This is a genomic window from Streptomyces yatensis (assembly GCF_018069625.1).
Taxonomy (GTDB): Bacteria; Actinomycetota; Actinomycetes; order Streptomycetales; family Streptomycetaceae; genus Streptomyces; species Streptomyces yatensis.
The window spans coordinates 6,606,795-6,632,611 of the sequence record NZ_CP072941.1 but is presented as its reverse complement, the minus strand read 5'-3'; the positions used below and the strand labels follow the sequence as shown (position 1 = coordinate 6,632,611).

The window sequence follows — 25,817 nt, the reverse complement described above, 5'->3', positions numbered from 1 at the left end:
TGCCGCGCTTCAGCCGTTGCCGAACCTCTTGTCGATGAAGTCGAAGAGGTCGTCGTCACTGACCTCTTCGAACGCGTCCGCCTCGGCGTCCGCCCCGGCGTCGTCCGCGGTGCGACGCACGTCGTTCCACTTCGCGAGCAGCGTCTGGAGGCGCACCGCGATGTTCGCATGCGCGGCCTCGTCCTCCGTCACCGATGCCAGATCCTCCGGCGTCAGCGAGGACAGGCTGTTCTCCAGCCGCTCCAGTTCCTCCAGTACGGACACTCCGGGGCCGTCGGCCTCCGGCGCCACTTCCTGACGCAGATGCCGCGCGAGCGCCACCGGTGTCGGGTAGTCGTAGACCAGCGTCGCCGTCAGCCGCAGCCCGGTGGCCGCGTTCAGCCGGTTCCGCAGTTCCACGGCCGTCAGCGAGTCGAAGCCCAGATCCTTGAACGCCTGCTCGGCGCCCACCTGGTCCTTCGAGGCATAGCCCAGCACGGCCGCCACCTGGCGGCGGACCAGGTCCAGCGCGGTCAGCTGCTGCTGGGCCTCCGACTGTCCGGCCAGCCGCTGGGCCAGCGTGCCGTCCCCGGTGTCCGCCACCGCCTCCGGGGCGGCGGGGCCGCCCGTCGCGGCGCGGCGCACGGGCGTGCGCACCAGGCCGCGGTAGAGCGGCAGCAGTTCCCCGGTGGCCGCGGCGGCGCGCAGCGTCGCCATCTCCAGCCGTACGGGCACCAGTACCGCCTCGTCGGCCACGGCGTGGGCCGCGTCGAACAGGGCGAGCCCCTCCTCCGCGGACAGCGGCAGCACCCCGCCGCGCGCCGCCCGCTGCTGGTCGGCCTCGCCGAGCCGGCCGCCCATGCCCCGCTCCTCGGCCCACATGCCCCACACCAGGGACAGTGCGGTACGGCCGGTGGCGCGGCGGTGGCCGGCGAGGGCGTCGAGGAAGACGTTGGCCGCCGCGTAGCCGCCCTGGCCCGCGCCGCCCAGCGTGCCGGCCGCGGCCGAGAAGAGCACGAAGGCCGACAGGTCCAGATCGCGGGTCAGCTCGTGCAGGTTGACCGCCGCGTCGACCTTGGGCCGCAGCGCCGTGTCCACCCGCTCGGGCGTCAGCATGTCGATGACACCGTCGTCCAGGACGCCCGCGGTGTGCACCACGGCCGTCAGCGGACGGCCGGCCGGAATCGTGGCCAGCAGCCCGGCCAGCGCCTCCCGGTCGGCCGCGTCGCATGCGGCGACGGTGGCCTGAGCGCCCAACTCGGCCAGCTCCGCCACCAGTTCGGCCATGCCGTCGGCGGCGGGGCCGCTGCGGCTGGTGAGCAGCAGATGGCGGGCGCCGTGTGCGGTGGCCAGATGGCGGGCGAACAGCCTGCCCAGACCGCCGGTGGCGCCGGTGATCAGCACCGTGCCGTCCGGGTCGATGGCCTTGCCGGTGGGCTCGGTGGCCTTCTCCTCCGGCGTCTCCGCTGCCCGGGCCGTCTCGACCCTGGCCAGGCGCGGCGCGTACGCCGCCCCGGCGCGCAGCGCCAGCTCGGGCTCGCCCGAGTCCAGCGCCGCCGCGATCGCCGGGTAGGACACCTCGCCGTCCACGTCCAGCAGCACGAACTGGCCCGGGTTCTCCGTCTGCGCCGAGCGCAGCAGACCCCACACCGGTGCGTGCGCCAGGTCCGCCACCGCCGGGTCGGCGGCCGTGGCGACCGCGCCACGGGTGACCACGACCAGCCGGGCCGATCCGGGCCGGCCGCCGTTCAGCCACTCCTGGAGCAGGCCCAGGACGCGGTGGGTGGCCGTGTGCGCACCGGCGGCGAGGCCGCCCTCGGCGACCGGCTCCGGCGGGAACGGCACCAGTACGGTGTCCGGCACGGCCTCGCCCGCCTCGACCGCCGCGTTCAGCGAGCCGAGGTCGTCGTGGACCGCGGCGCGGAACCCGGCCGTCTCCAGGGCCACGCTGAGCTTGAGCTCATCGCCGCCGATGACGGCGAAGCCCGCCGCCCCGGTCCGCGAAGGCCCCTGCGAGGTGGCCGTTGAGAGCTCCTTCGAGGGTGCCGCCACCGGCGCCCAGTCGATGCGGAACAGCGACTCATGGCGGTCGGAGGCGGTCGCACCGGCGATCCGGTCCACCTCCAGCGCCCCGGTCTCCAGCGCGTCCACCGACGCGACGAGCGCACCCGTCTCATCGGCCGCCACCATCGACACCGCGCCGTCCTCGGTCAGCGCCAGCCGCACGCGCAGCGCCTCCGCGCCGACCGCGTACAGGCTCACCCCACGCCAGGAGCGCGCCACCGCGGCACCGCCCGCGCCCAGCGCGAGCGGCTGCAGCGCACCGTCCAGCAGGGCCGGGTGCAGGGCGAAGCGGGCGGCCTCGGGCTGCCGCTCCGCCGCGACGCGGACCTCCGCGAACAGCTCCTCGCCACGCTGCCAGACGCGGCGCAGGCCCTGGAACGCGGGACCGTGCAGCAGTCCGGCGCGCGCCATGCTCGCGTACAGCTCATCGGTGTCGACCGCTTCCGCGTCGGCGGGCGGCCACACGGACAGCGACTCGACGCCGCCACCCGCCGGGGCCACGCCCGCCAGGGCGTCACCCGCCAGGGCCTCGCCGGAAGCGAGCACACCGGCGGCGTGCCGGGTCCACGGCCGGTCCGCCTCCGCGCGCTCGTCCCGCGCGTACACACCCAGCGGGCGACGGCCATCGGCATCCGGCTCACCGACCGACACCCGCAGCCGCACCCCGCCGCGCTCCGGCAGGATCAGCGGCTCGTCCAGGGTCAGCTCTTCCAGCAGCCCACAGCCCACATGGTCCCCGGCGCGCACCGCCAGCTCCACGAACGCGGAGCCGGGCAGCACGGCCGTGTCCGCGACCGTGTGGTCCGCCAGCCATGTGTGCGAGGCGAGCGACAGCCGCCCGGAGAACACATACGCGTCCGCGTCGGGCAGCTCCACCGCCGCGCCCAGCAGCGGGTGACCGGCCGAGCCGAGCCCCGCCGAGGCGACCTCGTCCAGGCTCAGCTGGGCGTCGACCCAGTAGCGGCTGCGCTGGAAGGCGTACGTCGGCAGCGCGACCTTCCGCGCACCCGTACCGGCGAAGAACGCCTCCCAGTCGGGTGCCAGGCCACGGACGTACAGCCGGGCCAGCGCGCCGGTCAGCGCCTCGGCCTCCGGCCTGCCCTTGCGCAGCGCGGGCAGCAGCTCGGCCGCGTCGGGCCCGGCCAGGCAGTCCTGGGCCATGGCGGTGAGGACACCGTCGGGGCCCAGCTCCACGAAGGTGGTCACGCCCCGGGTTTCGAGGGTGCGGACGCCGTCGAGGAAGCGCACGGCCTCCCGGACGTGGCGCACCCAGAAGCCGGGGCCGGCGATCTCCTCGGCGGAGACCAGCTCGCCGGTCAGGTTGGACACGATGGGGATGCGCGGGGCCTCGTACGTCAGCCCCTCCGCGATGTCGCGGAACGCGTCCAACATGCCGTCCATACGCGGCGAGTGGAACGCGTGGCTCACGGTGAGGCGCTTGGTCTTACGGCCCTGCGCCTCGAACGCCGCGGCGATCGCGACAGCCTCGTCCTCATCACCCGCGACCACGACCGACGTCGGCCCGTTGAGCGCGGCGATCGACACCCGCTCGGTGAGCAGCGGCGCCACCTCGTCCTCGGACGCCTGGAGAGCGATCATCGCGCCACCGGCGGGCAGCTCCTGCATCAACCGGCCACGCGCCGCCACCAGCTTCGCCGCGTCCGCGAGCGAGAACACACCCGCCACATGCGCGGCGGCCAGCTCACCGATCGAGTGGCCGGACAGGAAGTCCGCCTTCAGACCCCAGGCCTCCACCAGTCGGAACAGCGCCACCTCGACCGCGAACAGCGCGGGCTGGGTGAACCCCGTCTGGTCCAGTGCGGTGGCGTCGTCGCCGAACAGCACCTCCCGCAGCGGCCGCTCCAGATGCGCGTCCAGGTGGGCGCACACCTCGTCCAGCGCGTCCGCGAACACCGGGAAGGTGTCGTACAGCTCACGGCCCATGCCGAGCCGCTGGCTGCCCTGTCCGGTGAAGAGGAACGCCACCTTGCCACCGGCCACCGAGCCCTCGACCAGGCCCGGCACCTCGGACTCGCCCCGCGCCAGCGCCGCGAGACCGGCCGGCAGCCCGTCCCCGCCGTCCGCGGTGAGCACGGCCCGGTGGTCCAGGGCGGCGCGGGTCGTGGCGAGCGAGTAGGCCACATCGGTGGCGGCCGGTGCGGTCCCGCCGCCGAGGTGGGCCAGGAGCCGTTCGGCCTGGCCGCGAACGGCGGCCGGGGACTTGCCCGACAGCACCCACGGCACCGTCGGCAGCTCCACCGCCGGAGCGACGGCGGGCTTCTCCTCCGCCTCCGGGGCCTGCTCCAGCAGGGTGTGCGCGTTGGTGCCGCTGATGCCGAACGCGGAGACCGCGGCCCGGCGCGGACGGCCGGTCTCCGGCCACTCCCGCGCCTCGGTCAGCAGCTCCAACTCCCCGGCGGACCAGTCGACATGCGGCGTCGGCTCGTCCACGTGCAGGGTCGGCGGCAGCACACCGTGCCGCAGCGCCAGCACCATCTTCATCACCCCGGCGACACCGGCCGCGGCCTGCGTGTGCCCGATGTTGGACTTGATGGAGCCGAGCAGCAGGGGCCGCTCGGGGTCCCGCTCCCGGCCGTAGGTGGCCAGCAGGGCCTGCGCCTCGATCGGGTCGCCCAGCGTCGTACCGGTGCCGTGCGCCTCGACCGCGTCCACCTCGGACGCGGACAGACCCGCACCCGCCAGCGCCTGCCGGATCACCCGCTGCTGCGAGGGACCGTTCGGCGCCGTCAGACCATTGGACGCACCGTCCTGGTTGATCGCGGAGCCGCGCACGACCGCCAGCACCTCATGGCCATGGCGCCGGGCGTCCGACAGCCGCTCGACGAGCAGCATGCCCACACCCTCGCCCCAGCCCGTGCCATCCGCACCCGCCGCGAACGCCTTGATCCGACCGTCCTCCGCCAGCCCACGCTGACGACTGAAGTCCACGAACGAACCCGGCGTCGACATCACCGTCACACCACCGGCCAGCGCCAACGAGCACTCACCCGCCCGCAACGCCTGAATCGCCCAGTGCAACGCCACCAACGACGACGAACAGGCCGTATCCACCGTCACCGCGGGGCCTTCGAGCCCCAGCGCGTACGACACCCGGCCCGACATCACACTGGCCGCGTTGCCCGTCCCCATGAAGCCATCGCCGCCGTCCGGCGAGTGGAGGACGAGCGACATGTAGTCCTGGCCGTTGGTACCGGCGAACACACCGACCTGCTGGCCGCGCAGCGTCGTCGGGTCGATCCCGGCCCGCTCGAACGCCTCCCACGACGTCTCCAGCAGCAACCGCTGCTGCGGGTCCATCGCCAAGGCCTCACGCGGCGAGATACCGAAGAACGCCGCGTCGAAGTCCCCGGCGTCGGCCAGGAATCCGCCTTCGCGGACATAGCTGGTGTTCTCGGTGGCGGAGTCCGGGTCGTACAGCGCCTCCAGGTCCCAGCCGCGGTCGGCCGGGAAGCCCGTCACGGCGTCCTGCCCGGAGACCAGCAGCCGCCACAGCTCCTCCGGCGACCGCACACCGCCCGGGAAGCGGCAGCTCATCCCGACGATCGCGATCGGATCATCGGCGACGGCCACCGTCGTGGACGGCACACCCGCGACCGCCCCGGCCGCGCTCTCCTCGCCCAGGATCTCCGTGCGGAGGTGGGCGGCGAGCGCCGAGGACGACGGGTAGTCGTACACCAGCGTGGGCGGCAGCCGCAGCCCGGTCACGGTGTTCATGCGGTTGCGCAGCTCGACGGCGGTCAGCGAGTCGAAGCCCAGATCCCGGAACGCCCGGTCGGCCTCCACCGCCTCCGCGTCGGAGTGGCCCAGCACATCGGCCACGGCCGAGCGCACCAGGTCCAGCAGCATCCGCTCGCGCTCGGCCGCCGGGACCGCCGCGAGCCGCTGGGCCAGCGAGGACTCGTCCGCGCCGCCACCGGCGGTACGGGCCGTCCGCCCGCCGTCGGCCTCCAGCGCGGTACGCACCTCGGGCAGCTCCAGCAGCAGCGGGCTCGGCCGGGAGGCGGTGAAGCCGGGGGCCAGCCGCTCCCAGTCGATGTCCGCGACCGTCACCGCGGTCTCGTCCAGGTCCAGCGCCCGCTGCAGCGCGGCGATGGCCAGGTCCGCCGCCATCGGCGGCACACCGGCGCGGCGCATGCGCTGCTCCAGCGCGTCGTCCGCGGCCATCCCGCCCTCGGCCCACGGGCCCCAGGCCACCGAAGTGGCGGGCAGGCCCTCGGCCCGGCGGCGCTCGGCGAGCGCGTCCAGGAAGGCGTTCGCGGCCGCGTAGTTGGCCTGACCCGCGGCGCCGATCGAGCCCGCGAACGAGGAGAACAGGACGAAGGCCGTCAGGTCCAGGTCCCGCGTCAGCTCGTGCAGATTGGCGGCGGCATCGGCCTTGGCGCGCAGGACGGAGGCGAAGCGCTCGGGGGTCAGCGACTCCAGAACGCCGTCGTCCAGCACCCCGGCCGCGTGCACCACCGCCGTCAGCGGCAGCTCGGCCGGAAGCCCGGCCACCAGTGCGGCCAGCGCCTCGCGGTCGGCGGCGTCGCAGGCCGCGACGGTGACCCTGGCGCCCGAGGCGGTGAGTTCGTCCCGCAGTTCGGCCGCGCCGGGGGCGTCGAGGCCACGGCGGCTGGTGAGCACGACGTGTTCGGCGCCCTTGTCGATCAGCCAGCGGGCCACATGCGCGCCCAGCGCGCCCGTCCCGCCGGTCACCAGGACCGAGCCCGCGCCCGGCCGCCAGTCGCGGCCACCCCCGGCGTTGGCGGACCGGGTCAGCCGGCGGCCGAAGACGCCGGAGGCGCGCACCGCCACCTGGTCCTCGCCCTGGCCACCGGCCAGCACGCCCGCCAGTCGCGACAGCGCCCGGTCGTCCACCGTCTCCGGCAGATCGACCAGACCGCCCCAGCGCTCGGCCAGTTCCAGGGCCGCGACCCGGCCCAGGCCCCAGACCCGGGCCTGCGACGGGTCCACCGGACCGTCCGCGCGGCCGGTCGAGACCGCGCCGCGGGTGGCGACCCACAGCGGCGCGTCCACGCCCAGATCGCCCAGCGCCTGCGCCAGGGCGGCCGTGCTGACCAGCCCGTCGGCGCCCTCGGCCAGGGCCGGGAGCGCGAACACCCCGGCCGGCGGAGCGTCGGCGACCGCCTCGGCCAGCCGCTCGGCCATGCCTGTACGGTCCGTGGCCGCCAGCTCGACCCGCTGGACCTCGGCGCCGCGTGCGGACAGCGTCCGTACGACACCCTCGGCCAGCGCGCCGTCCGCCTCTTCAGCGGTGGTGACGACCAGCCAGCGGCCGGTCGGCGCCGCCTCGGCGCGGGCGGCCACCGGCTTCCAGGTCACCTGGTAGCGCCACGCGTCCACGGTGGACCGCTCGCCCTGGCGGCGCCGCCACGAGGACAGCACCGGCAGCACGGCGCCCAGCGAGGAGAGCGCGTCGGCGTCCTCGGACTGGAGTGTCCCGGCCAGGGCCTCCAAGTCCTCGCGCTCGACGGCCTCCCAGAATCGCGCGTCCACGGAATCCATGGCGGCGACGGCCTCGCGGGCCTCTTCCGGGTTCTCCACCCAGAAGCGCTGCCGCTGGAAGGCGTAGGTCGGCAGCTCGATGGCGCGGGCTCCCGTACCGGCGAAGAACGCCGACCAGTCCAGGGCGAGCCCCCGGGTGTGCAAGGTGGCGAGGGCAGTGGTCATCGCCCCCGGTTCGTTACGTCCCTTGCGGAGCGCCGAGACGAAGGCGGCGGCATCGCCGGTGACGCACTCCTGGGCCATGGCGGTGAGGACACCGTCGGGGCCCAACTCGACGTAGGTGGTCACGCCCTGGGCTTCGAGCGTCCGTACGCCGTCGAGGAAGCGGACCGCCTCGCGGACGTGGCGCACCCAGAAGTCGGGGCTGGTGATCTCCTCGGCGGAGACGACGTTGCCGGTCAGGTTGGAGACGATCGGGATGCGCGGAGCCTCGTACGAGAGGCTTTGTGCCACCTCCCGGAACGCCTCCAGCATCCCGTCCATGCGCGGCGAGTGGAACGCATGGCTCACCGTCAGCCGCTTGGTCTTACGACCCTGGGCCTCGAAGCCCGCCGCGATCTGCAGCGCCTCGTCCTCATCACCCGCGATGACGACCGACGTCGGCCCGTTGAGCGCGGCCATCGACACACGGTCGGTCAGCAGCGGCGTGACCTCGTCCTCCGACGCCTGGACGGCGATCATCGCGCCACCGGCCGGAAGCTCCTGCATCAACCGGCCACGCGCCGCCACCAACTTCGCCGCATCGGCGAGCGACAACACACCCGCCACATGCGCGGCGGCCAGCTCACCAATGGAATGCCCGGAGAGGAAGTCGGGCCGCAGCCCCCATGCCTCCACCAGCCGGAACAACGCCACCTCAACCGCGAACAACGCAGGCTGGGTGAACCCCGTCCGGTCCAGCGCTTCCGCGTCCTCCCCGAACAGCACGGTCTTCAGCGGGCGTTCCAGATGCGCGTCCAGCTCATCGCAGACCGCGTCCAGCGCCTCCGCGAACACCGGATAGGCGTCGTACAGCTCACGCCCCATCCCCAGCCGCTGGCTGCCCTGCCCGGTGAACAGGAACGCCACCTTGCCGCCCTCGGCCACCGTCCCCTGGACCAGCCCCGCGGCCGACTCGCCGCGCGCCAGCGCCTCCAGGCCGGACAGCAGCCCGTCCCGGTCCTCGCCGGCGACGACCGCGCGCCGCTCCAGCGCCGCCCGGCCCGTCGCCAGTGTGTAGCCGACGTCGGTGATGTCCAGGCCGGAGTGGGTGCCGAGGTGGGCGAGGAGCCGTTCGGCCTGGCCGCGCAGGGCGGCCTCGGACTTGCCCGAGAGCACCCACGGCACCGTCGGCAGCTCCGCCACCGGAGCGGTCGCGGGGATCTCCTCGGGGGCCGGGGGCTGCTCGATGATCGTGTGCGCGTTCGTGCCGCTCACGCCGAACGACGAGATGGCCGCCCGGCGCGGCCGGCCGAGCTCCGGCCACGGCCGGGCCTCGGTCAGCAGCTCCAGGTCCCCCGCCGACCAGTCAACATGCGGGGTGGGCTCGTCGATGTGCAGCGTCCGCGGAAGCACGCCGTGCCGCATCGCCATGATCATCTTGATGATGCCCGCGACACCCGCGGCGGCCTGGGTGTGGCCGATGTTGGACTTCAGCGAGCCCAGCCACAGCGGCTGCCCCTCCGGCCGGCCGCGGCCGTAGGTGGCGAGCAGCGCCTGGGCCTCGATCGGGTCGCCCAGCGTCGTGCCGGTGCCGTGCGCCTCCACCACGTCGACATCGGCGGTGGTGAGGCGGGCGCTGGTCAGCGCGTCGCGGATGACGCGCTGCTGGGACGGGCCGTTGGGCGCCGTCAGGCCGTTGGACGCACCGTCCTGGTTGATGGCCGAGCCCCGCACGATCGCCAGGACGCGGTGGCCGTTGCGCCGCGCGTCCGACAACCGCTCCACGAGCAGCATGCCCGCGCCCTCGGCCCAGCCGGTGCCGTCCGCCGACGCCGCGAAGGACTTGCAGCGGCCGTCGGTGGACAGCCCCTGCTGGCGGCTGAAGTCGATGAACGTGTCCGGGGTGGCCATGACGGTCACACCACCGGCCAGCGCCAGCGAGCACTCGCCGTTGCGCAGCGCCTGAGCGGCCAGGTGCAGTGCCACCAGCGACGACGAGCACGCCGTGTCGATGGTGACGGCCGGGCCTTCGAGCCCGAAGGTGTACGCCACCCGGCCCGAGGCGATGGAACCCGCGCCGCCCGTGCCGAGGTAGCCCTCCAGCCCCTCGGGGACGGCGGTCAGCCGGGTCAGGTAGTCGTGGTACATGACGCCCGCGAAGACACCGGTCTTGCTGCCGCGTACGGCCGCCGGGTCGATGCCCGCGCGCTCGAACGCCTCCCACGACGTCTCCAGCAGCAGCCGCTGCTGCGGATCCATCGCCATGGCCTCGCGCGGGTTGATCCCGAAGAAGTCCGGGTCGAAGTCGGCGGCGTCGTGCAGGAAGCCGCCCTCGCGGGTGTAGCTGGTGCCCACCTGGTCGGGGTCGTCGCTGTAGAGCGCGTCGAGGTCCCAGCCACGGTCGACGGGGAAGTCGGAGATGGCGTCGGTGGCGCCGATGACGAGCTGCCACAGCTCCTCGGGGGTGGTGACCCCGCCCGGGTAGCGGCAGCTCATCCCGACGATGGCGATCGGCTCGTCCTCGGTGACGGCCGTCACCGGGACCGGGGTGTGCACCTCCGCCGACTCCTCGCCCACCAGCTCGGTCCGCAGGTGGCGGGCCAGGACCTGCGGGTCCGGATAGTCGAAGATGAGCGTCGCGGGCAGCCGCAGCCCGGTGACCGCGTTGAGCTGATTGCGCAGCTCAACGGCTGTCAGGGAGTCGAAGCCCAGATCCTTGAACGCCCGCCCGGAGCCGATGGTCTCCGCACCCGCGTAGCCGAGTACGGTCGCCACCTGCGCCCGGACCAGGTCCAGCAGCAGCCGCTCCTGCTCCGCCGTGCTCAGCCCGGCGAGCCGCCCGGCCAGGCCGGTCTCGCCGCCCGCCGCGACCGCGTCCACCGCGCGCCGCGCCGGGACCCGCACCAGGCCGCGCAGCAGCGGCGAGATGGCGGGCTGGTTGCGCAGCGCCGTGAGGTCCAGGCGCATCGGCACCAGCGACGCCTCGTCGACGGTCAGCGCCGCGTCGAAGAGCCGCAGTCCCTCCGCCACCGGCAGCGGGGGCACTCCGGCCCGCCGCATCCGCGTGATGTCGGCCTCGTCGAGGGTCTCGCCCATGCCGCCACCGGCCCACAGGCCCCACGCCAGCGCGGTGGCCGGCAGGCCCTGCGCGGCGCGGTGCTGGGCGAGGGCGTCCAGGAAGACGTTGGCGGCCGCGTAGTTGCCCTGGCCGGGGCCGCCGAAGACACCGGCGGCCGAGGAGAAGAGTACGAACGCCGAGAGGTCCTGGTCGCGGGTCAGCTCGTGCAGGTTCCAGGCCGCGTCCGCCTTCGGGCGCATGACGGTTTCGACGCGCTCGGGGGTGAGGGAGCCGATCACGCCGTCGTCCAGCACGCCTGCCGTGTGCACGACGGCGGTGAGCGGATGCTCGGCGGGGATGGTGGCGAGGGCCGCGGCGAGCGCGTCCCGGTCCGCCACATCGCAGGCGGCCCAGCGCACGTTCGCGCCCAACTCGGTGAGCTCGGCCGTGAGTTCGGTCGCGCCTGGTGCTCGGTCGCCACGGCGGCTGAGCAGCAGGAGCTGCCGTACGCCGCGCTCCGCCACGAGGTGGCGGGCGAACAGGCCGCCCAGCGAACCGGAGGCGCCGGTGACCAGCACCGTGCCGTCCGGGTTCCACTCCGTCGTCTCGCTGTCGGCCGTTGACGCGGCGCGGGCCAGGCGTGGGGTCTTGAGGACGCCTTGCCGCACTGCGACCTCGGGCTCCCCGCTTGCGAGGGCTGTGGGCAGCGCGGATCGTGCGGCCCGTGTGTCGTGGTGGCTGTCGAGGTCGATCAGGACGAGGCGGTCCGGGTTCTCGGACTGTGCCGAGCGCACGAGACCGTGGACCGCCGCGCCTGCCGGGTCCGTCACCGGCTCACCGGGCTCGGTGGCCACGGTGCCCGAGGTCAGCAGGACCAGGCGTGAGTCCGTGAAGCGGTCGTCGGCCAGCCACTGCTGCAGCAGGTCCAGCACCTGAGTGGTGGCCTGGTGCGCCGTGGTGGCGGGCGAGGGGGATTCCCCGACCCCGCCCCTTCCCGCAGCATCAATATGCGGCTCCGCCGCGTGGTGGGGCTCCGCCCCAAGGCCCCGGCCCTCAAACGCCGGACGGGCTTCAAGTGTCCCGGCCGGTGCCCCGGCACGCCCTTCGGGCGTGTCCTCAATCGCCGGACGGGCTTGATGTGCCCCACCTGGGCCTTCAAGTGCCGCGTCCACATGGGCTTCGTGTGCCAGGGACACCACTAGGTACTCCGGCAGCGCCACGCCGGAATCGACGGCCTCGCCCAGTGCCGCCAAGTCCGCGTACGCCGGGGCGCCCAGCCCCAACGTGTCCGTGCCCAGCGCCGCCCAGCGGCCGTCGGTCGCAACGTCCGCCCCGGTGGCGTCCACCAGCCCGGCCGTCGTCCACTCCACGCGGTACAGCGACTCGTGGTACGCCGTCCGCGCGCTCCGCAGCTGCTCGGCCGCGACCGGGCGCAGCACCAGCGAGTCCACGGCCGCGACCGGGGCGCCCGTGGCGTCCGCGATCTCCAGCCGGACGCCGTCGCCGCCCACGGCGGCCATCCGCACCCGCAGCGTGGCCGCGCCGCTCGCGTACAGCGACACCCCGGTCCAGGCGAACGGCAGCCGCCCCTCGGTCTCGGTGCCGCCGAGCCCGGCCAGGCCGAGCGCGTGCAACGCGGCGTCCAGCAGCGCCGGGTGCAGCCCGAACGCGGCGGCCTCCTCGGCCGTGTCCTCGTCCAGCGCCACCTCGGCGAACACCTCGCCACCGCGCCGCCATGCCTTGCGCAGCCCCTGGAACGCGGGGCCGTACGCGAAACCGACGTCCCGCAGCTCGGCGTAACGGTCGCCGACCTCCACCTCGGCGGCGTCCGCCGGAGGCCATGCGGTCAGCTCGAAGGACGCCTCCGGCGCATCGCCGGACGCCAGGACACCGGACGCATGCCGGGTCCACGGCTCCTCGGCCGACAGGTGTTCGGCCCGGGAGTGCAGCTCCAGCGGGCGGCGGCCGGTGTCATCGGCCGCGCCGACCCACAGCCGCAGCTGGACGCCCCCGTCCTCGGCCAGGACCAGCGGCGCTTCGAGGGTCAGCTCCTCCAGCACCTCGCAGCCGACCTGGTCACCGGCCCGGACCGCCAGCTCCACGAACGCGGTGCCCGGCAGCAGCACGGTGTCCATGATCGTGTGATCGGCCAGCCACGGGTGCGTGGACAGCGCCAGCCGTCCGGTGAACAACATCCCGTCCGCGCTGGGCAGTTCGGCGCTGGCACCGAGCAGCGGATGCTCGGCCTCGCCCAGCCCGACCGCGGCCACGTCACCGAGGAACAGCGACGAGACCTTCGGCCAGTAGCGCTGCCGCTGGAAGGCGTACGTGGGCAGCTCGGCCAGCTCGTCCGGCGCCAGTCGGGTGGCTCCGGTCCCGGCGTAGAAGGCCGACCAGTCCACGGCCACACCGCGCACATGCGCCCGTGCCACGGCCATGGTCAGCGCCTCGGGCTCGGGACGGTCCTTGCGCAGCACGGAGACGAACGCGGCGTCCGGCCCGGCGTCGGTCACACACTCCTGCGCCATCGCGGTCAGGACTCCGTCGGGGCCCAGCTCGATGAACGTGGTGACGTTGCGCGCTTCGAGGGTCCGGACGCCATCCAGGAAGCGGACCGCTTCGCGGACGTGGCGCACCCAGAAGTCAGCGGTCGTGATCTCCTCGGCGGACACCACGCCACCGGTCAGATTCGACACGATCGGGATCTTCGGCGCCTCGTACGTCAGCCCCTCGGCCACCTCACGGAACGCCTCCAGCATCCCGTCCATACGCGGCGAGTGGAACGCGTGGCTCACCGTCAGCCGCTTGGTCTTCCGGCCCTGCGCCTCGAACGACGCCGCGATCTCCACCGCCGCGTCTTCATCACCCGCGATGACCACGGAGGTCGGGCCGTTGAGCGCGGCGATCGACACACGCTCACCGAGCAGCGGCGCCACCTCGTCCTCCGACGCCTGCACCGCGATCATCGCGCCACCGGCCGGAAGCTCCTGCATCAAACGGCCACGCGCCGCCACCAACTTCGCCGCATCCGCGAGCGACAACACACCCGCCACATGCGCGGCGGCCAACTCACCGATCGAATGCCCGGAGAGGAAGTCGGGCCGCAGACCCCACGCCTCCACCAGCCGGAACAACGCCACCTCAACCGCGAACAACGCGGGTTGAGTGAACCCCGTCTGATCCAGCGCCTCAGCGTCCTCCCCGAACAGCACCGTCTTCAACGGCCGTTCCAGATGCGCGTCCAGCTCATCGCAGACCGCGTCCAGCGCCTCCGCGAACACCGGGTACGCGTAGTACAGCTCACGGCCCATGCCGAGCCGCTGGCTGCCCTGCCCCGTGAACAGGAACGCCACCCGGCCCCCGGCCACCGAGCCCTGCGCCAGCCCGGCCGCCGTACGCCCCTCGGCAAGCGCCTCCAGGCCGGACAGCAGCCCGTTCCGGTCCTCGGCGATCAGCGCCGCGCGCTCCTCGAACGCCGAGCGGCCCACGGCGAGCGCGTAGCCGAGGTCGGCGGTCCGCAGCCCGGTCCGCTCGGTCAGGTGGCCGTGCAGCTGCTGGGCCTGCTCGCGCAGCCCTTCCGCCGTCCGGGCCGAGAGCAGCACCGGCAGGGCCGCCCCGCCCTCATCAGCGGACTCGACGGTCTGAACGACGTCAGCCGCCGGGGCCTCTTCCACCACGGCGTGGGCATTGGTGCCGCTGAAGCCGAAGGAGGAGATGCCCGCGCGGCGCGGATGACCGGTCTCCGGCCACGCCACCTGCTCCGTCAGGAGGCTGATGTCGCCCGCCGACCAGTCGACATGCGGGGTGGGCTCGTCCACGTGCAGCGTCCGCGGCAGCACTCCGTGCCGCATGGCGAGGACCATCTTCATCACACCGGCGACACCGGCCGCGGCCTGCGTGTGGCCGATGTTGGACTTGATGGAGCCGAGCAGCAGCGGCTGCCCCTCCGCCCGGTCCTGGCCGTACGTGGCGAGCAGCGCCTGTGCCTCGATCGGGTCGCCCAGCCGGGTGCCCGTGCCGTGGGCCTCGACCGCGTCCACCTCGGACGCCGACAGACCCGCACCGGCGAGCGCCTGGCGGATGACGCGCTGCTGCGACGGACCGTTCGGCGCCGTCAGACCGTTGCTCGCACCGTCCTGGTTGACGGCCGTGCCGCGCACCAGCGCGAGCACCGGGTGGCCATTGCGGCGCGCGTCCGACAGCCGCTCGACGAGCAGCATGCCGACGCCCTCGCCCCAGCCCGTGCCGTCCGCCTCGGCCGCGAACGCCTTGATCCGGCCGTCCTCCGCCAGCCCGCGCTGACGGCTGAAGTCCACGAACACACCGGGCGTCGACATCACGGTCACACCGCCCGCGAGCGCGATCGAGCACTCGCCGCCGCGCAGCGCCTGGATCGCCGAGTGGAGGGCGACCAGCGAGGAGGAGCAGGCGGTGTCGATGGTGACCGCCGGGCCTTCGAGGCCGAAGGTGTAGGCGAGCCGGCCCGAGATCACGCTGGCCGCGTTGCCCGTGCCCATATGGCCTTCGAGGCCCTGCGAGTCGCCCAGCAGCAGGGACAGATAGTCCTGGCCGTTGGTGCCGACGAAGACACCGGCCGTGGAGCCGCGCAGCGTCGCCGGGTCGATCCCGGCCCGCTCGAACGCCTCCCAGGAGGTCTCCAGCAGCAGCCGCTGCTGCGGGTCCATGGCCAGGGCCTCGCGCGGCGAGATGCCGAAGAACGCCGGGTCGAAGTCGGCCGCGTCGCTCAGGAAGCCGCCCTCGCGGGCGTATGAGGTGCCCTCGACGTCCGGGTCCGGGTTGTAGAGCGTGCGGAGGTCCCAGCCGCGGTCGGCGGGCATGTCCACGATGGCGTCCGTGCCGGACACCAGCAGCTGCCACAGCTCCTCGGGGGTGCGGACACCGCCCGGGAAACGGCAGCTCATCGCGACGATCGCGATCGGATCGTCGTCGGCCGCCGCGCCCGCCACCGGCGACGCGCCGCCGGTGACCGCCACCTGCCCGCCGAGCAGTTCGGCGAAGAGGTGGTCGGCGAGGGCGAGCGGTGTCGGGTAGTCGTAGATGAGGGTGGCGGGGAGCCGCAGATCGGTGGCGGCGTTGAGGCCGTTGCGCAGTTCGACGGCGGTGAGGGAGTCGAAGCCGATCTCGCGGAAGGCCCGTTCGGCGCTGATGTCGGACGCATCGGCGTGGCCGAGGACCTCCGCCACATGGGTCCGTACGAGATCCAGCAGCGCCCGGTGGCGCTCCGCCTCGGGCAGGCCGAGGAGCCGGCGCGCGAGCGCGGAGGCCGTCTCGGCGGGCGCGGTCTCGCCGGTCGCGGCGGCGGCGCCGCGCGTGGTGGCCTGGCGCACCTCGGGCAGGTCGGCCAGCAGGGGGCTGGGGCGGCTCGCGGTGAAGCCGGGGGCGAACCGGTCCCAGTCGACATCGGCCACGGTCACGGCCGCGTCGCCCAGGTCGAGGGCGCGCTGCAGGGCGTCGATCGCGAGATCGGCGTCCATGGGCGGCATCCCGGCGCGGCGCATGCGCTGCTCCAGCGCCTCGTCGGCGGCCATCCCGCCCGCGGCCCACGGGCCCCAGGCGATCGAGGTGGCGGGCAGACCCTCGGCGCGCCGCCGCTGGGCGAGCGCGTCCAGGAAGGCGTTCGCGGCGGCGTAGTTGGCCTGGCCCGCGGCGCCCACGGTGCCGCTGGTCGAGGAGAACAGCACGAACGCGGACAGGTCCAGCTCGCGCGTCAGCTCGTCCAGCGCGAGCGCGGCGTCGGCCTTCGCACGCAGCACGGAGGCGAAGCGCTCGGGGGTCAGCGACTCCAGAATGCCGTCGTCCAGCACTCCGGCCGCGTGCACCACGGCCGTCAGCGGCAGTTCGGCGGGGAGGTCGGCCAGCAGCCCCGCCAGGGCCTCCCGGTCGGCCACATCGCAGGCGGCGACGGTGATCCGGGCGCCGGTGGCGGCGAGTTCATCGCGCAACTCCACGGCGCCGGGGGCGTCGATGCCCCGGCGGCTGGTGAGCACCACGTGTTCGGCGCCCTTGTCGATCAGCCAACGGGCCACCTGGCCGCCCAGCGCGCCCGTACCGCCCGTCACCAGCACCGTGCCGCGAGCGCTCCAGCCCTCGGCCTCCGCCACCTGCCGAGCGGTCGCCCGCGCCAGCCGGCGGCCGAACACCCCGGAGGCGCGGACGGCGATCTGGTCCTCGTCCCCGGCCCCGGCGAGCACCACCGCGAGCCGCGACAGCACCCGGTCGGTCATGGTCCCGGGGAGGTCGATGAGACCGCCCCAGCGGTCGGGCAGCTCCAGGGCCGCCACCCGGCCAAGGCCCCACACCTGGGCGCGGGCCGGGTCCACCAGCTCGCCCTGACGCCCCGTGGAGACCGCGCCCCGGGTGGCACACCACAGCGGCGCGTCGATCGCGGCGTCGCCCATGGCCTGCACGAGGGCGGCCGTGGGCAGGAGGGCATCGGTGTCCCCGGTGGCCAGCAGCGAGAGCACACCGGCCACGGCCTCGCCATCGGCCGCCGTACGCAGCCGCTCGGCGATGACCGCGCGGTCCTCGGCGGCCAGGTCGAGCCGCCGCACCTCGGCGCCCCGCTCGGTCAGCGTACGGACGACACCGTCCGTCCACGCGTCGGCGGCGGCGTCCTCGGCGGGGGCGGCGACGAGCCACACCCCGGACAGCCGGGCCGCGGAGCCCAGCGACAGCGGCTTCCACGCCACCTGGTAGCGCCAGCCGTCGACACCGGCGGCGGCCAGGCTCGCCACCGGCTCCTCGGGCCAGTAGCGGCGGTGCTGGAAGGCGTACGTCGGCAGGTCGACGCGGTGGGCGCCGGTCCCGGCGAAGTACGCGGCCCAGTCCGGCGCCACGCCACGGACGTGGGCCCGCGCGATGGCCGTGGTCAGCGCCTCGGTTTCGGGACGGTCCTTGCGCAGCGCGGAGACGAACGCGGCGTTGCCACCGGTCACACACTCCTGCGCCATCGCCGTCAGGACGCCATCGGGGCCCAGCTCGACGAAGGTGGTGACGCCTTGAGCTTCCAACGTCCGTACGCCGTCGAGGAAGCGGACGGCCTCGCGGACGTGGCGCACCCAGAAGTCGGGGCCGGCGATCTCCTCGGCGGAGACGATGGTGCCGGTGAGGTTGGAGACGATCGGGGTGCGCGGGGCCTCGTACGACAGGCCCTCGGCCACCTCGCGGAACGCGTCCAACATGCCGTCCATACGCGGGGAGTGGAAGGCGTGGCTGACCGTGAGCCGCTTGGTCTTCCGACCCCGCGCCTCGAAACCATCGGCAATCGCGACGGCCTCGTCCTCGTCACCCGCGATGACGACCGACGTCGGCCCGTTGAGCGCGGCGATCGAGACGCGCTCGGTGAGCAGCGGCGTGACCTCGTCCTCCGACGCCTGCACCGCGATCATCGCGCCACCCGCCGGAAGCTCCTGCATCAGACGGCCACGCGCCGCCACCAACTTCGCCGCATCCGCGAGCGACAGCACACCCGCCACATGCGCGGCGGCCAGCTCACCGATCGAATGCCCGGAGAGGAAGTCGGGCCGCAGCCCCCACGCCTCGACGAGACGGAACAACGCCACCTCGACCGCGAACAACGCAGGCTGGGTGAACCCCGTCTGATCCAGCGCCTCCGCGTCCTCCCCGAACAGCACCGTCTTCAACGGCCGTTCGAGATGCGCGTCCAACTCATCGCAGACCGCGTCCAGCGCCTCCGCGAACACCGGATACGCCTGGTAGAGCTCACGCCCCATCCCCAGCCGCTGGCTCCCCTGCCCCGTGAACAGGAACGCCAGCTCACCCTCGGCGACCGCACCCTCGACCAGCCCCGGCGCGGACTCACCCCGCGCCAGCGCGTCGAGGCCGCGCAGCAGGTCGTCCCTGCCGTCCGCGACCAGCACCGCGCGGTGGTCGAGCGCGGCGCGGCCGGTGACCAGGGTGTGGGCGACGTCGGCCGGTGCGAGGTCGGAGTGCGCGGTCAGATGGGCGTACAGCCGCTCGGCCTGGGCCCGTAGCGCGTCGGTGCCCTTGGCCGAGAGCGCGTACGGCAGCACACCGGCGCCGCCCCGCTCGGGCTCCTCCGCCACCGGTTCGGCCGTCATGGCCGGGGCCTGCTCGACGATGGTGTGGGCGTTGGTGCCGCTGATGCCGAACGAGGACACGGCGGCGCGGCGCGCGCGGCCGGTCTCGGGCCACTCCTGCGCCCGCGTCAGCAGCGCGATGTCCCCGGCCGTCCAGTCGACGTGCGGCGAGGGCTCGTCCACGTGCAGCGTCTGCGGCAGCACACCGTGCCGCATCGCCATCACCATCTTGATGATGCCCGCGACACCGGCCGCCGCCTGGGAGTGGCCGATGTTGGACTTGATGGAGCCGAGCCACAGCGGCCGCTCCGCGTCGCGGTCCTGACCGTAGGTGGCCAGCAGCGCCTGCGCCTCGATCGGGTCGCCCAGCGTCGTACCGGTGCCGTGGGCCTCCACGACGTCCACATCGCCGCTGGTCAGCCCGGCGCTGGTCAGCGCCTTGCGGATGACGCGCTGCTGGGACGGGCCGTTCGGCGCCGTCAGACCGTTCGACGCACCGTCCTGGTTGACGGCCGAGCCGCGCACGACGGCCAGCACCTGGTGGCCGTTGCGCCGTGCGTCGGACAGCCGCTCCACGAGCAGCATGCCGACGCCCTCGCCCCAGCCGGTGCCGTCCGCACCGGCCGCGAACGCCTTGCAGCGGCCGTCGGCGGCCAGGCCGCCCTGGCGGCCGAACTCGGTGAAGTGGCCGGGCGTCGTCATCACGGTGACACCGCCCGCGAGCGCCATCGTGCACTCGCCCTGGCGCAGCGCCTGGATCGCCCAGTGCAGCGCCACCAGCGACGAAGAGCAGGCCGTGTCGACGGTGACCGCCGGGCCCTCAAGACCGAGGGCGTAGGCGATACGGCCGGACATGACGCTGCCCGCGTTGCCCGTCATCACATGGCCCGCGACCTCCGTGCCGGCCTGCTCCAGGCCCGCGTCGTAGCCGCTGTAGGCCGCGCCCACGAACACGCCGACGGAGCGGCCACGGAGCGAGTCCGGGTCGATCCCGGCGCGCTCGAAGACCTCCCAGGACGTCTCCAGCAGCAGCCGCTGCTGCGGGTCCATGGCCAGGGCCTCGCGCGGCGAGATGCCGAAGAAGGCCGCGTCGAAGAGGTCCGCGTCGTGCAGGAAGCCACCGGCGCGGGCGTAGTCGGACGGGGCCGCGTCGGCCTCGTCGCCGTCCGCCGCCCACTGGCTCTCCCAGTTGCGGTTGACGGGGAATCCGGTGATGGCGTCCGAGCCGGTGGCCACGAGCTGCCACAGGTCCTCGGGCGAGCGCACGTCGCCGGGGTAGCGGCAGCCCATCGCGACGATGGCGATCGGGTCGTCGGCGAGGGAGGCGGCGGTGGCGGGGAACGCCGGGTCCGTCTGCTCGGCCTCGACCTCGGTCCCTTCGACGTCCAGGCCGATGAGTTCGGCGCGCAGATGGTCGGCGAGGACGGTGGGGTTCGGGTGGTCGAAGACGATCGTGGACGGCAGCTTGAGCCCGGTGGCGGCGGAGAGCCGGTTGCGCAGTTCGACGGCGGTGAGCGAGTCGAAGCCCAGCTCCTTGAAGGCGCGGCGGGCCTCGATGGCGTCGGCGGAGGCGTGGCCGAGGGCCGTGGCCACATGGCCGCGCACGAGGTCGAGCAGCGTCCGGCGGCGCTCGTTCGGGGAGAGCGCGCGCAACCGCTGGGCCAGGGACGAACCGGCGGCGAGCGCGCCCGCGGCGGTGCGCCGGCCGGTCGTGCGGATCAGCCCGCGCAGCAGCGCCGGGACCGGGCCGGATCCGGCGGCGGAGCGCAGCGCCGCGAGGTCGAGCCGGGCCGGGATCAGCAGGGTCCGGCCGGTGCGGCGGGCGGCGTCGAAGAGCGCCATGCCCTCGTCGTCGGTGAGGGCGCCCATCCCGCTGCGGGCCAGCCGCAGCAGATCGGTCTCGGTCAGATCGCCGGTGATACCGCCGGACTGGGCCCACAGGCCCCACACCAGCGAGGTGGCGGGCAGCCCCGCCGCGTGCCGGTGGGCGGCGAGCGCATCGAGGAAGACGTTGGCCGCGGCGTAGTTGGCCTGGCCCGCGCCGCCCAGCGTGCCCGCGATGGCGGAGAACAGCACGAACGCGGACAGGTCGAGGTCGCGGGTCAGCTCGTGCAGGTTCCAGGCCGCGTCCACCTTCGGGCGCAGCACCCTCTCCAGCTGCTCGGGCGTCAGGGCGGCGGCCGTGCCGTCGTCCAGCACACCGGCGGTGTGCACGACGGCCGTCAGCGGATGCCCGGCCGGGATGGCGGCCAGGGTCGCGGCGAGCGCGTCGCGGTCCGCGGCGTCGCAGGCGGCGAGGGTGACCTCGGCGCCGCGCTCGCGGAGTTCGGCGACCAGCTCGGTGGCGCCGTCGGCGTCCGCGCCACGGCGGCTGGTCAGCAGGAGGTGGCGTACGCCGTGCTCGGCGACCAGGTGGCGGGCGAGCAGCCGCCCCAGGGCGCCGGTGCCGCCGGTGATGAGCACGGTGCCGTCGGCGTCGAACGCCGGGGCGGCGGTCGCGGAACCGGTTTCCCCGGCCTGGGCCGAGCCCGGGGCCGAACCGGAACCCGGCGTCAGGACCGAGCCCGAGGCCGGGACCGAGGCAAGGGCCGGTGCCGAGGCACGGGCCAGCCTGGGCGCGAGGGCACGGCCCGCGCGCAGGGCGAGCTCCGGCTCCCCGGTGGCCAGGGCGTCGGAGAGCGCGTCGGCGAAGGTGCCGGGGACGTCGGCGGCGCCAGCCGTCCCAGCGGCTTCAGCCGTCCCGGCGACCCCGGCGACGCCAGCCGCCTCGTCGGACCCAGCGGCGCCAGCCGCCTCGTCGGACCCAGCGGCGCCAGCCGTCCAGACGACCTCGGCGGTCCCGGCGGTCTCGGCGGTCCCGGCGACGCCAGCCGCCCCAGCGGTCTCATCGACGTCCACGAGGACGAAGCGGCCGGGGTTCTCGGTCTCGGCGGAGCGCACCAGACCCCACAGGGGCGCGTGCACCAGGTCGGTGACGCCCTCCTCGGCGTCGGCGGCCATCGCGCCCCGGGTGACGACCACCAGGCGCGCGTCGGCGAACCGCTCATCGGCCAGCCAGCCCTGCACCAGGGCCAGCGCACGCCGCGCCTCCCGGTGCGCGGCCTCGGCCACGTCCTCGTCCGGGCCGCCGGGGGCGGGCGCGAAGGACGCGAGGACCAGCTCCGGGGCGGCGGTGTCGCCCGCCTCGACGGACGCGCCCAGCGCGGCCAGGTCGGGGGCGGAGGCGGCGGCCACTCCGGCCGGGACAAGGCCGAACGGGTCCTCGCCCAGGACGATACGGCGGGTGGCGGCGTCCGGACCGGCGGAGGCGGTCTGCGGAGCCACCCAGTCGAGCCGGAACAGGCTCTGCCGCGCCACGTCCGTGTCGCCGGTGAGGTCGTCGGGGAGCGGACGGCAGCGCAGCGCGTCAACGGCGGCGACCGGCTCGCCCGTGGCGTCGGCGAGCGCCAGGGTCACGGTGTCGGCTCCGGCGGGCGCGATCCGTACGCGCAGCGCGGACGCGCCCTCCGCGTACAGCCGGACGCCCTGCCAGACATCGGTCAGCTGGGCGCCCTCGCGGCCGTGGAGGGCGTGCAGGGCGGCGTCCAGCAGCGCCGGGTGTACGGCGAACTCCTCGGCGCCGGGCTTGACGTCGTCGTCCAGCCGGACCTCGGCGAAGAGGTCGTCCCCGCGCCGCCAGGCGGCCGTGAGCCCCTGGAACCCCGGGCCGTGCCGCAGCCCGGCCTCGGCCAGCCGGGCGTAGAGCGCGTCGGGCTCGATCGCCTCTGCGGCGGTCGGCGGCCACTGGGCCAGGTCGAACGACGGGCCGGGGGCGCCGGTGGCGAGCACACCGCTCGCGTTCCGCACCCACGCCGTGTCGGCGGCGGCGTCCTCCGGGCGCGAGGAGACGGTGAACGAACGACGCCCGGCGTCGTCCGGCGCACCGGCGGTGACCTGCAGCCGGACGCCACCGCGGACGGGCAGCACCAGCGGGGCGTGCAGGGTCAGCTCGTCGACCAGGTCGCAACCGACCTGGTCACCGGCCCGGACGGCAAGCTCCACGAACGCCGAGCCGGGGACCACCACCGCATCCCGGACCGTGTGATCGGCCAGCCACGGATGGGTGTCGAGGCCAAGCCGCCCCGTGAAGACGAGTCCATCGGACTCCGCCAGCGGCACCGCCGCGCCCAGCAGCGGGTGTCCGGCCAACTCCAGCCCGACGGAGGCCACATCACCCACGGACGCCGCACCCGGCTCCAGCCAGAACCGCTCATGCTGGAAGGCGTACGTCGGCAGGTCGACGCGCACCGCGCCGGTTCCGGCGAAGTAGGCGGCCCAGTCCGGCGCCACGCCGCGGACGTGGGCCCGGGCGACGGCCGTGGTCAGCGCCTCGGCCTCGGGACGGTCCTTGCGCAGCGCGGAGAGGAACGCGGCGTCCTCGCCGGTCGCGCAGTCCTGGGCCATGGCGGTGAGCACACCGTCGGGGCCCAGCTCGATGAAGGTGGAGACGTTCTGCGCCTCAAGCGTCCGTATGCCATCGAGGAAACGGACGGCCTCGCGGACGTGGCGCACCCAGAAGTCCGGGCTGGTGATCTCCTCGGCGGAGACCACGTTCCCGGTCAGGTTGGAGACGATCGGGATCCGCGGGGTCTCGTACGTCAGACCCTCCGCCACCTCGCGGAACGCATCCAGCATGCCGTCCATACGCGGCGAGTGGAACGCGTGGCTGACCGTGAGCCGCTTGGCCTTACGGCCCTGCGCCTCGAAGCCCGCCGCAATCGCGACAGCTTCGTCCTCGTCACCCGCGATGACCACCGACGTCGGGCCATTGAGCGCGGCGATCGACACCCGCTCGGTCAGCAGCGGCGCCACCTCGTCCTCCGACGCCTGCACCGCGATCATCGCGCCACCGGCCGGAAGCTCCTGCATCAAACGGCCACGCGCCGCCACCAACTTCGCCGCGTCGCCCAGCGACAGCACGCCCGCCACATGCGCGGCGGCCAGCTCACCGATCGAATGCCCCGACAGGAAGTCCGGCTTCAGACCCCACGCCTCGACGAGACGGAACAGCGCCACCTCAACCGCGAACAGCGCAGGCTGAGTGAACCCCGTCTGATCCAGCGCCTGAGCGTCATCCCCGAACAACACATCCCGCAGCGGCCGCTCAAGGTGCGCGTCCAGCGCCGCACACACCGCGTCCAGCGCCTGCGCGAACACCGGATACGCCTGGTAGAGCTCACGCCCCATGCCCAGCCGCTGGCTGCCCTGCCCCGTGAACAGGAACGCCACCTTGCCACCGGCCACCGAGCCCTCGACCACACCCGGCGCGCCACGGCCCTCGACCAGCGCACCGAGACCAGCCAGCAGCCCATCCCGGTCCTCGGCCACCACCACCGCACGGTGTTCAAAGGCGGAGCGCCCGGTCGCCAGCGAGAACCCCACATCCACCGGACGCAGCTCGCCACCCGCCTCCACGTGCGCGACCAGCCGCTCGGCCTGGTCCCGCAGCGCGGCCGCGCCCCGCCCCGAGAGCACCCACGGCACCACGGCCGGAGTCACCTCAGGAGCCGCAGCGGCCTCCGCCGCTTCGGTTTCCGGCGCCTGCTCGATGATGGTGTGGACGTTGGTCCCGCTCACACCGAAGGACGAGACGCCCGCCCGGCGCGGCCCGCCGGTCTCGGGCCACGGCCGCGCCTCGGTCAGCAGGGACACCTCGCCCGCCGACCAGTCGACATGCGGGGTGGGCTCGTCCACGTGCAGCGTCCGCGGCAGCACCCCGTGCCGCATCGCCATGACCATCTTGATGACGCCGCCGATACCGGCGACGTTCTGGGTGTGGCCGATGTTCGACTTCAGCGAGCCGAGCCACAGCGGCCGCCCGTCGGGCCGCTCCTTGCCGTAGGTGGAGAGGAGGGCCTGTGCCTCGATGGGGTCGCCCAGCGTGGTGCCCGTGCCATGGGCCTCCACCGCGTCCACGTCGGCGGGGGTGAGGCGGGCGTTCTCCAGGGCCTGCCGGATGACGCGTCGCTGCGAGGGGCCGTTCGGCGCGGTCAGACCGTTGGACGCGCCGTCCTGGTTCACGGCGCTGCCGCGCACCACCGCGAGCACCGGGTGGCCGTTGCGCCGCGCGTCCGACAGCCGCTCGACCAGCAGCACGGCGACACCCTCGGACCAGCCGGTGCCGTCCGCCGAGGCCGCGAAGGACTTGCAGCGGCCGTCGGCGGACAGGCCGCGCTGCCGGCTGAACTCCACGAACACATCCGGGGAGGACAGCACGGTCGCGCCCGCCGCCAGCGCCAGCGAGCACTCGCTCTGCCGCAGCGCCTGGACGGCCAGGTGCAGGGCGACCGAGGAGGACGAGCAGGCGGTGTCGATGGTGGCCGCCGGGCCCTCGAGCCCGAAGGCGTAGGAGAGCCGACCGGACGCGACGCTGGAGGCGGTGCCGGTGAGCAGATGGCCCTCGACACCCTCCGGGAGGTCGTACTCCCCCGCCCCGTACGCCTGCGTGGACGCGCCGACGAACACGCCGGTGCGCGAGCCCCGCATCGTGTCCGGGTCGATCCCGGCCCGCTCGAACGCCTCCCAGGAGGTCTCCAGCAGCAGCCGCTGCTGCGGGTCCATGGCCAGCGCCTCACGCGGCGAGATGCCGAAGAAACCCGGGTCGAACCGGCTCGCGTCGTACAGGAAGCCGCCCCCGCGGGCGTAGAACGTGCCCTCGCGCTCCGGGTCCGGGTCGTACAGCGACTCGATGTCCCAGCCGCGGTCGGTGGGGAAGCCGGAGATGGCGTCCCGGCCGTCCGCGACGAGCCGCCACAGCTCCTCGGGGCTGCCGACGCCACCGGGGAACCGGCAGCTCATGCCGACGATCGCGATCGGTTCCCGGGACGCGTCGGTGAGCTGCTGGTTCTGCTTCCGCAGCCGCTCGGTTTCCTTCAGCGAGGCCCGCAGCGCGTCAACGAGCTTTTCGTTGGGGGTTGTCATCGTGTACT

The 25,817-nt window shown here is 74.3% G+C and carries 1 protein-coding gene; it reads right to left on the bottom strand.

Annotation, left to right across the window (positions count from 1 at the left end; genetic code table 11):
- Positions 1-9: 9 nt before the first annotated feature.
- Complete coding sequence (locus J8403_RS27705; protein WP_211125546.1) at positions 10-25,809, bottom strand: type I polyketide synthase; 25,800 nt, start codon at positions 25,807-25,809, stop codon at positions 10-12.
- Positions 25,810-25,817 lie beyond the last annotated feature (8 nt).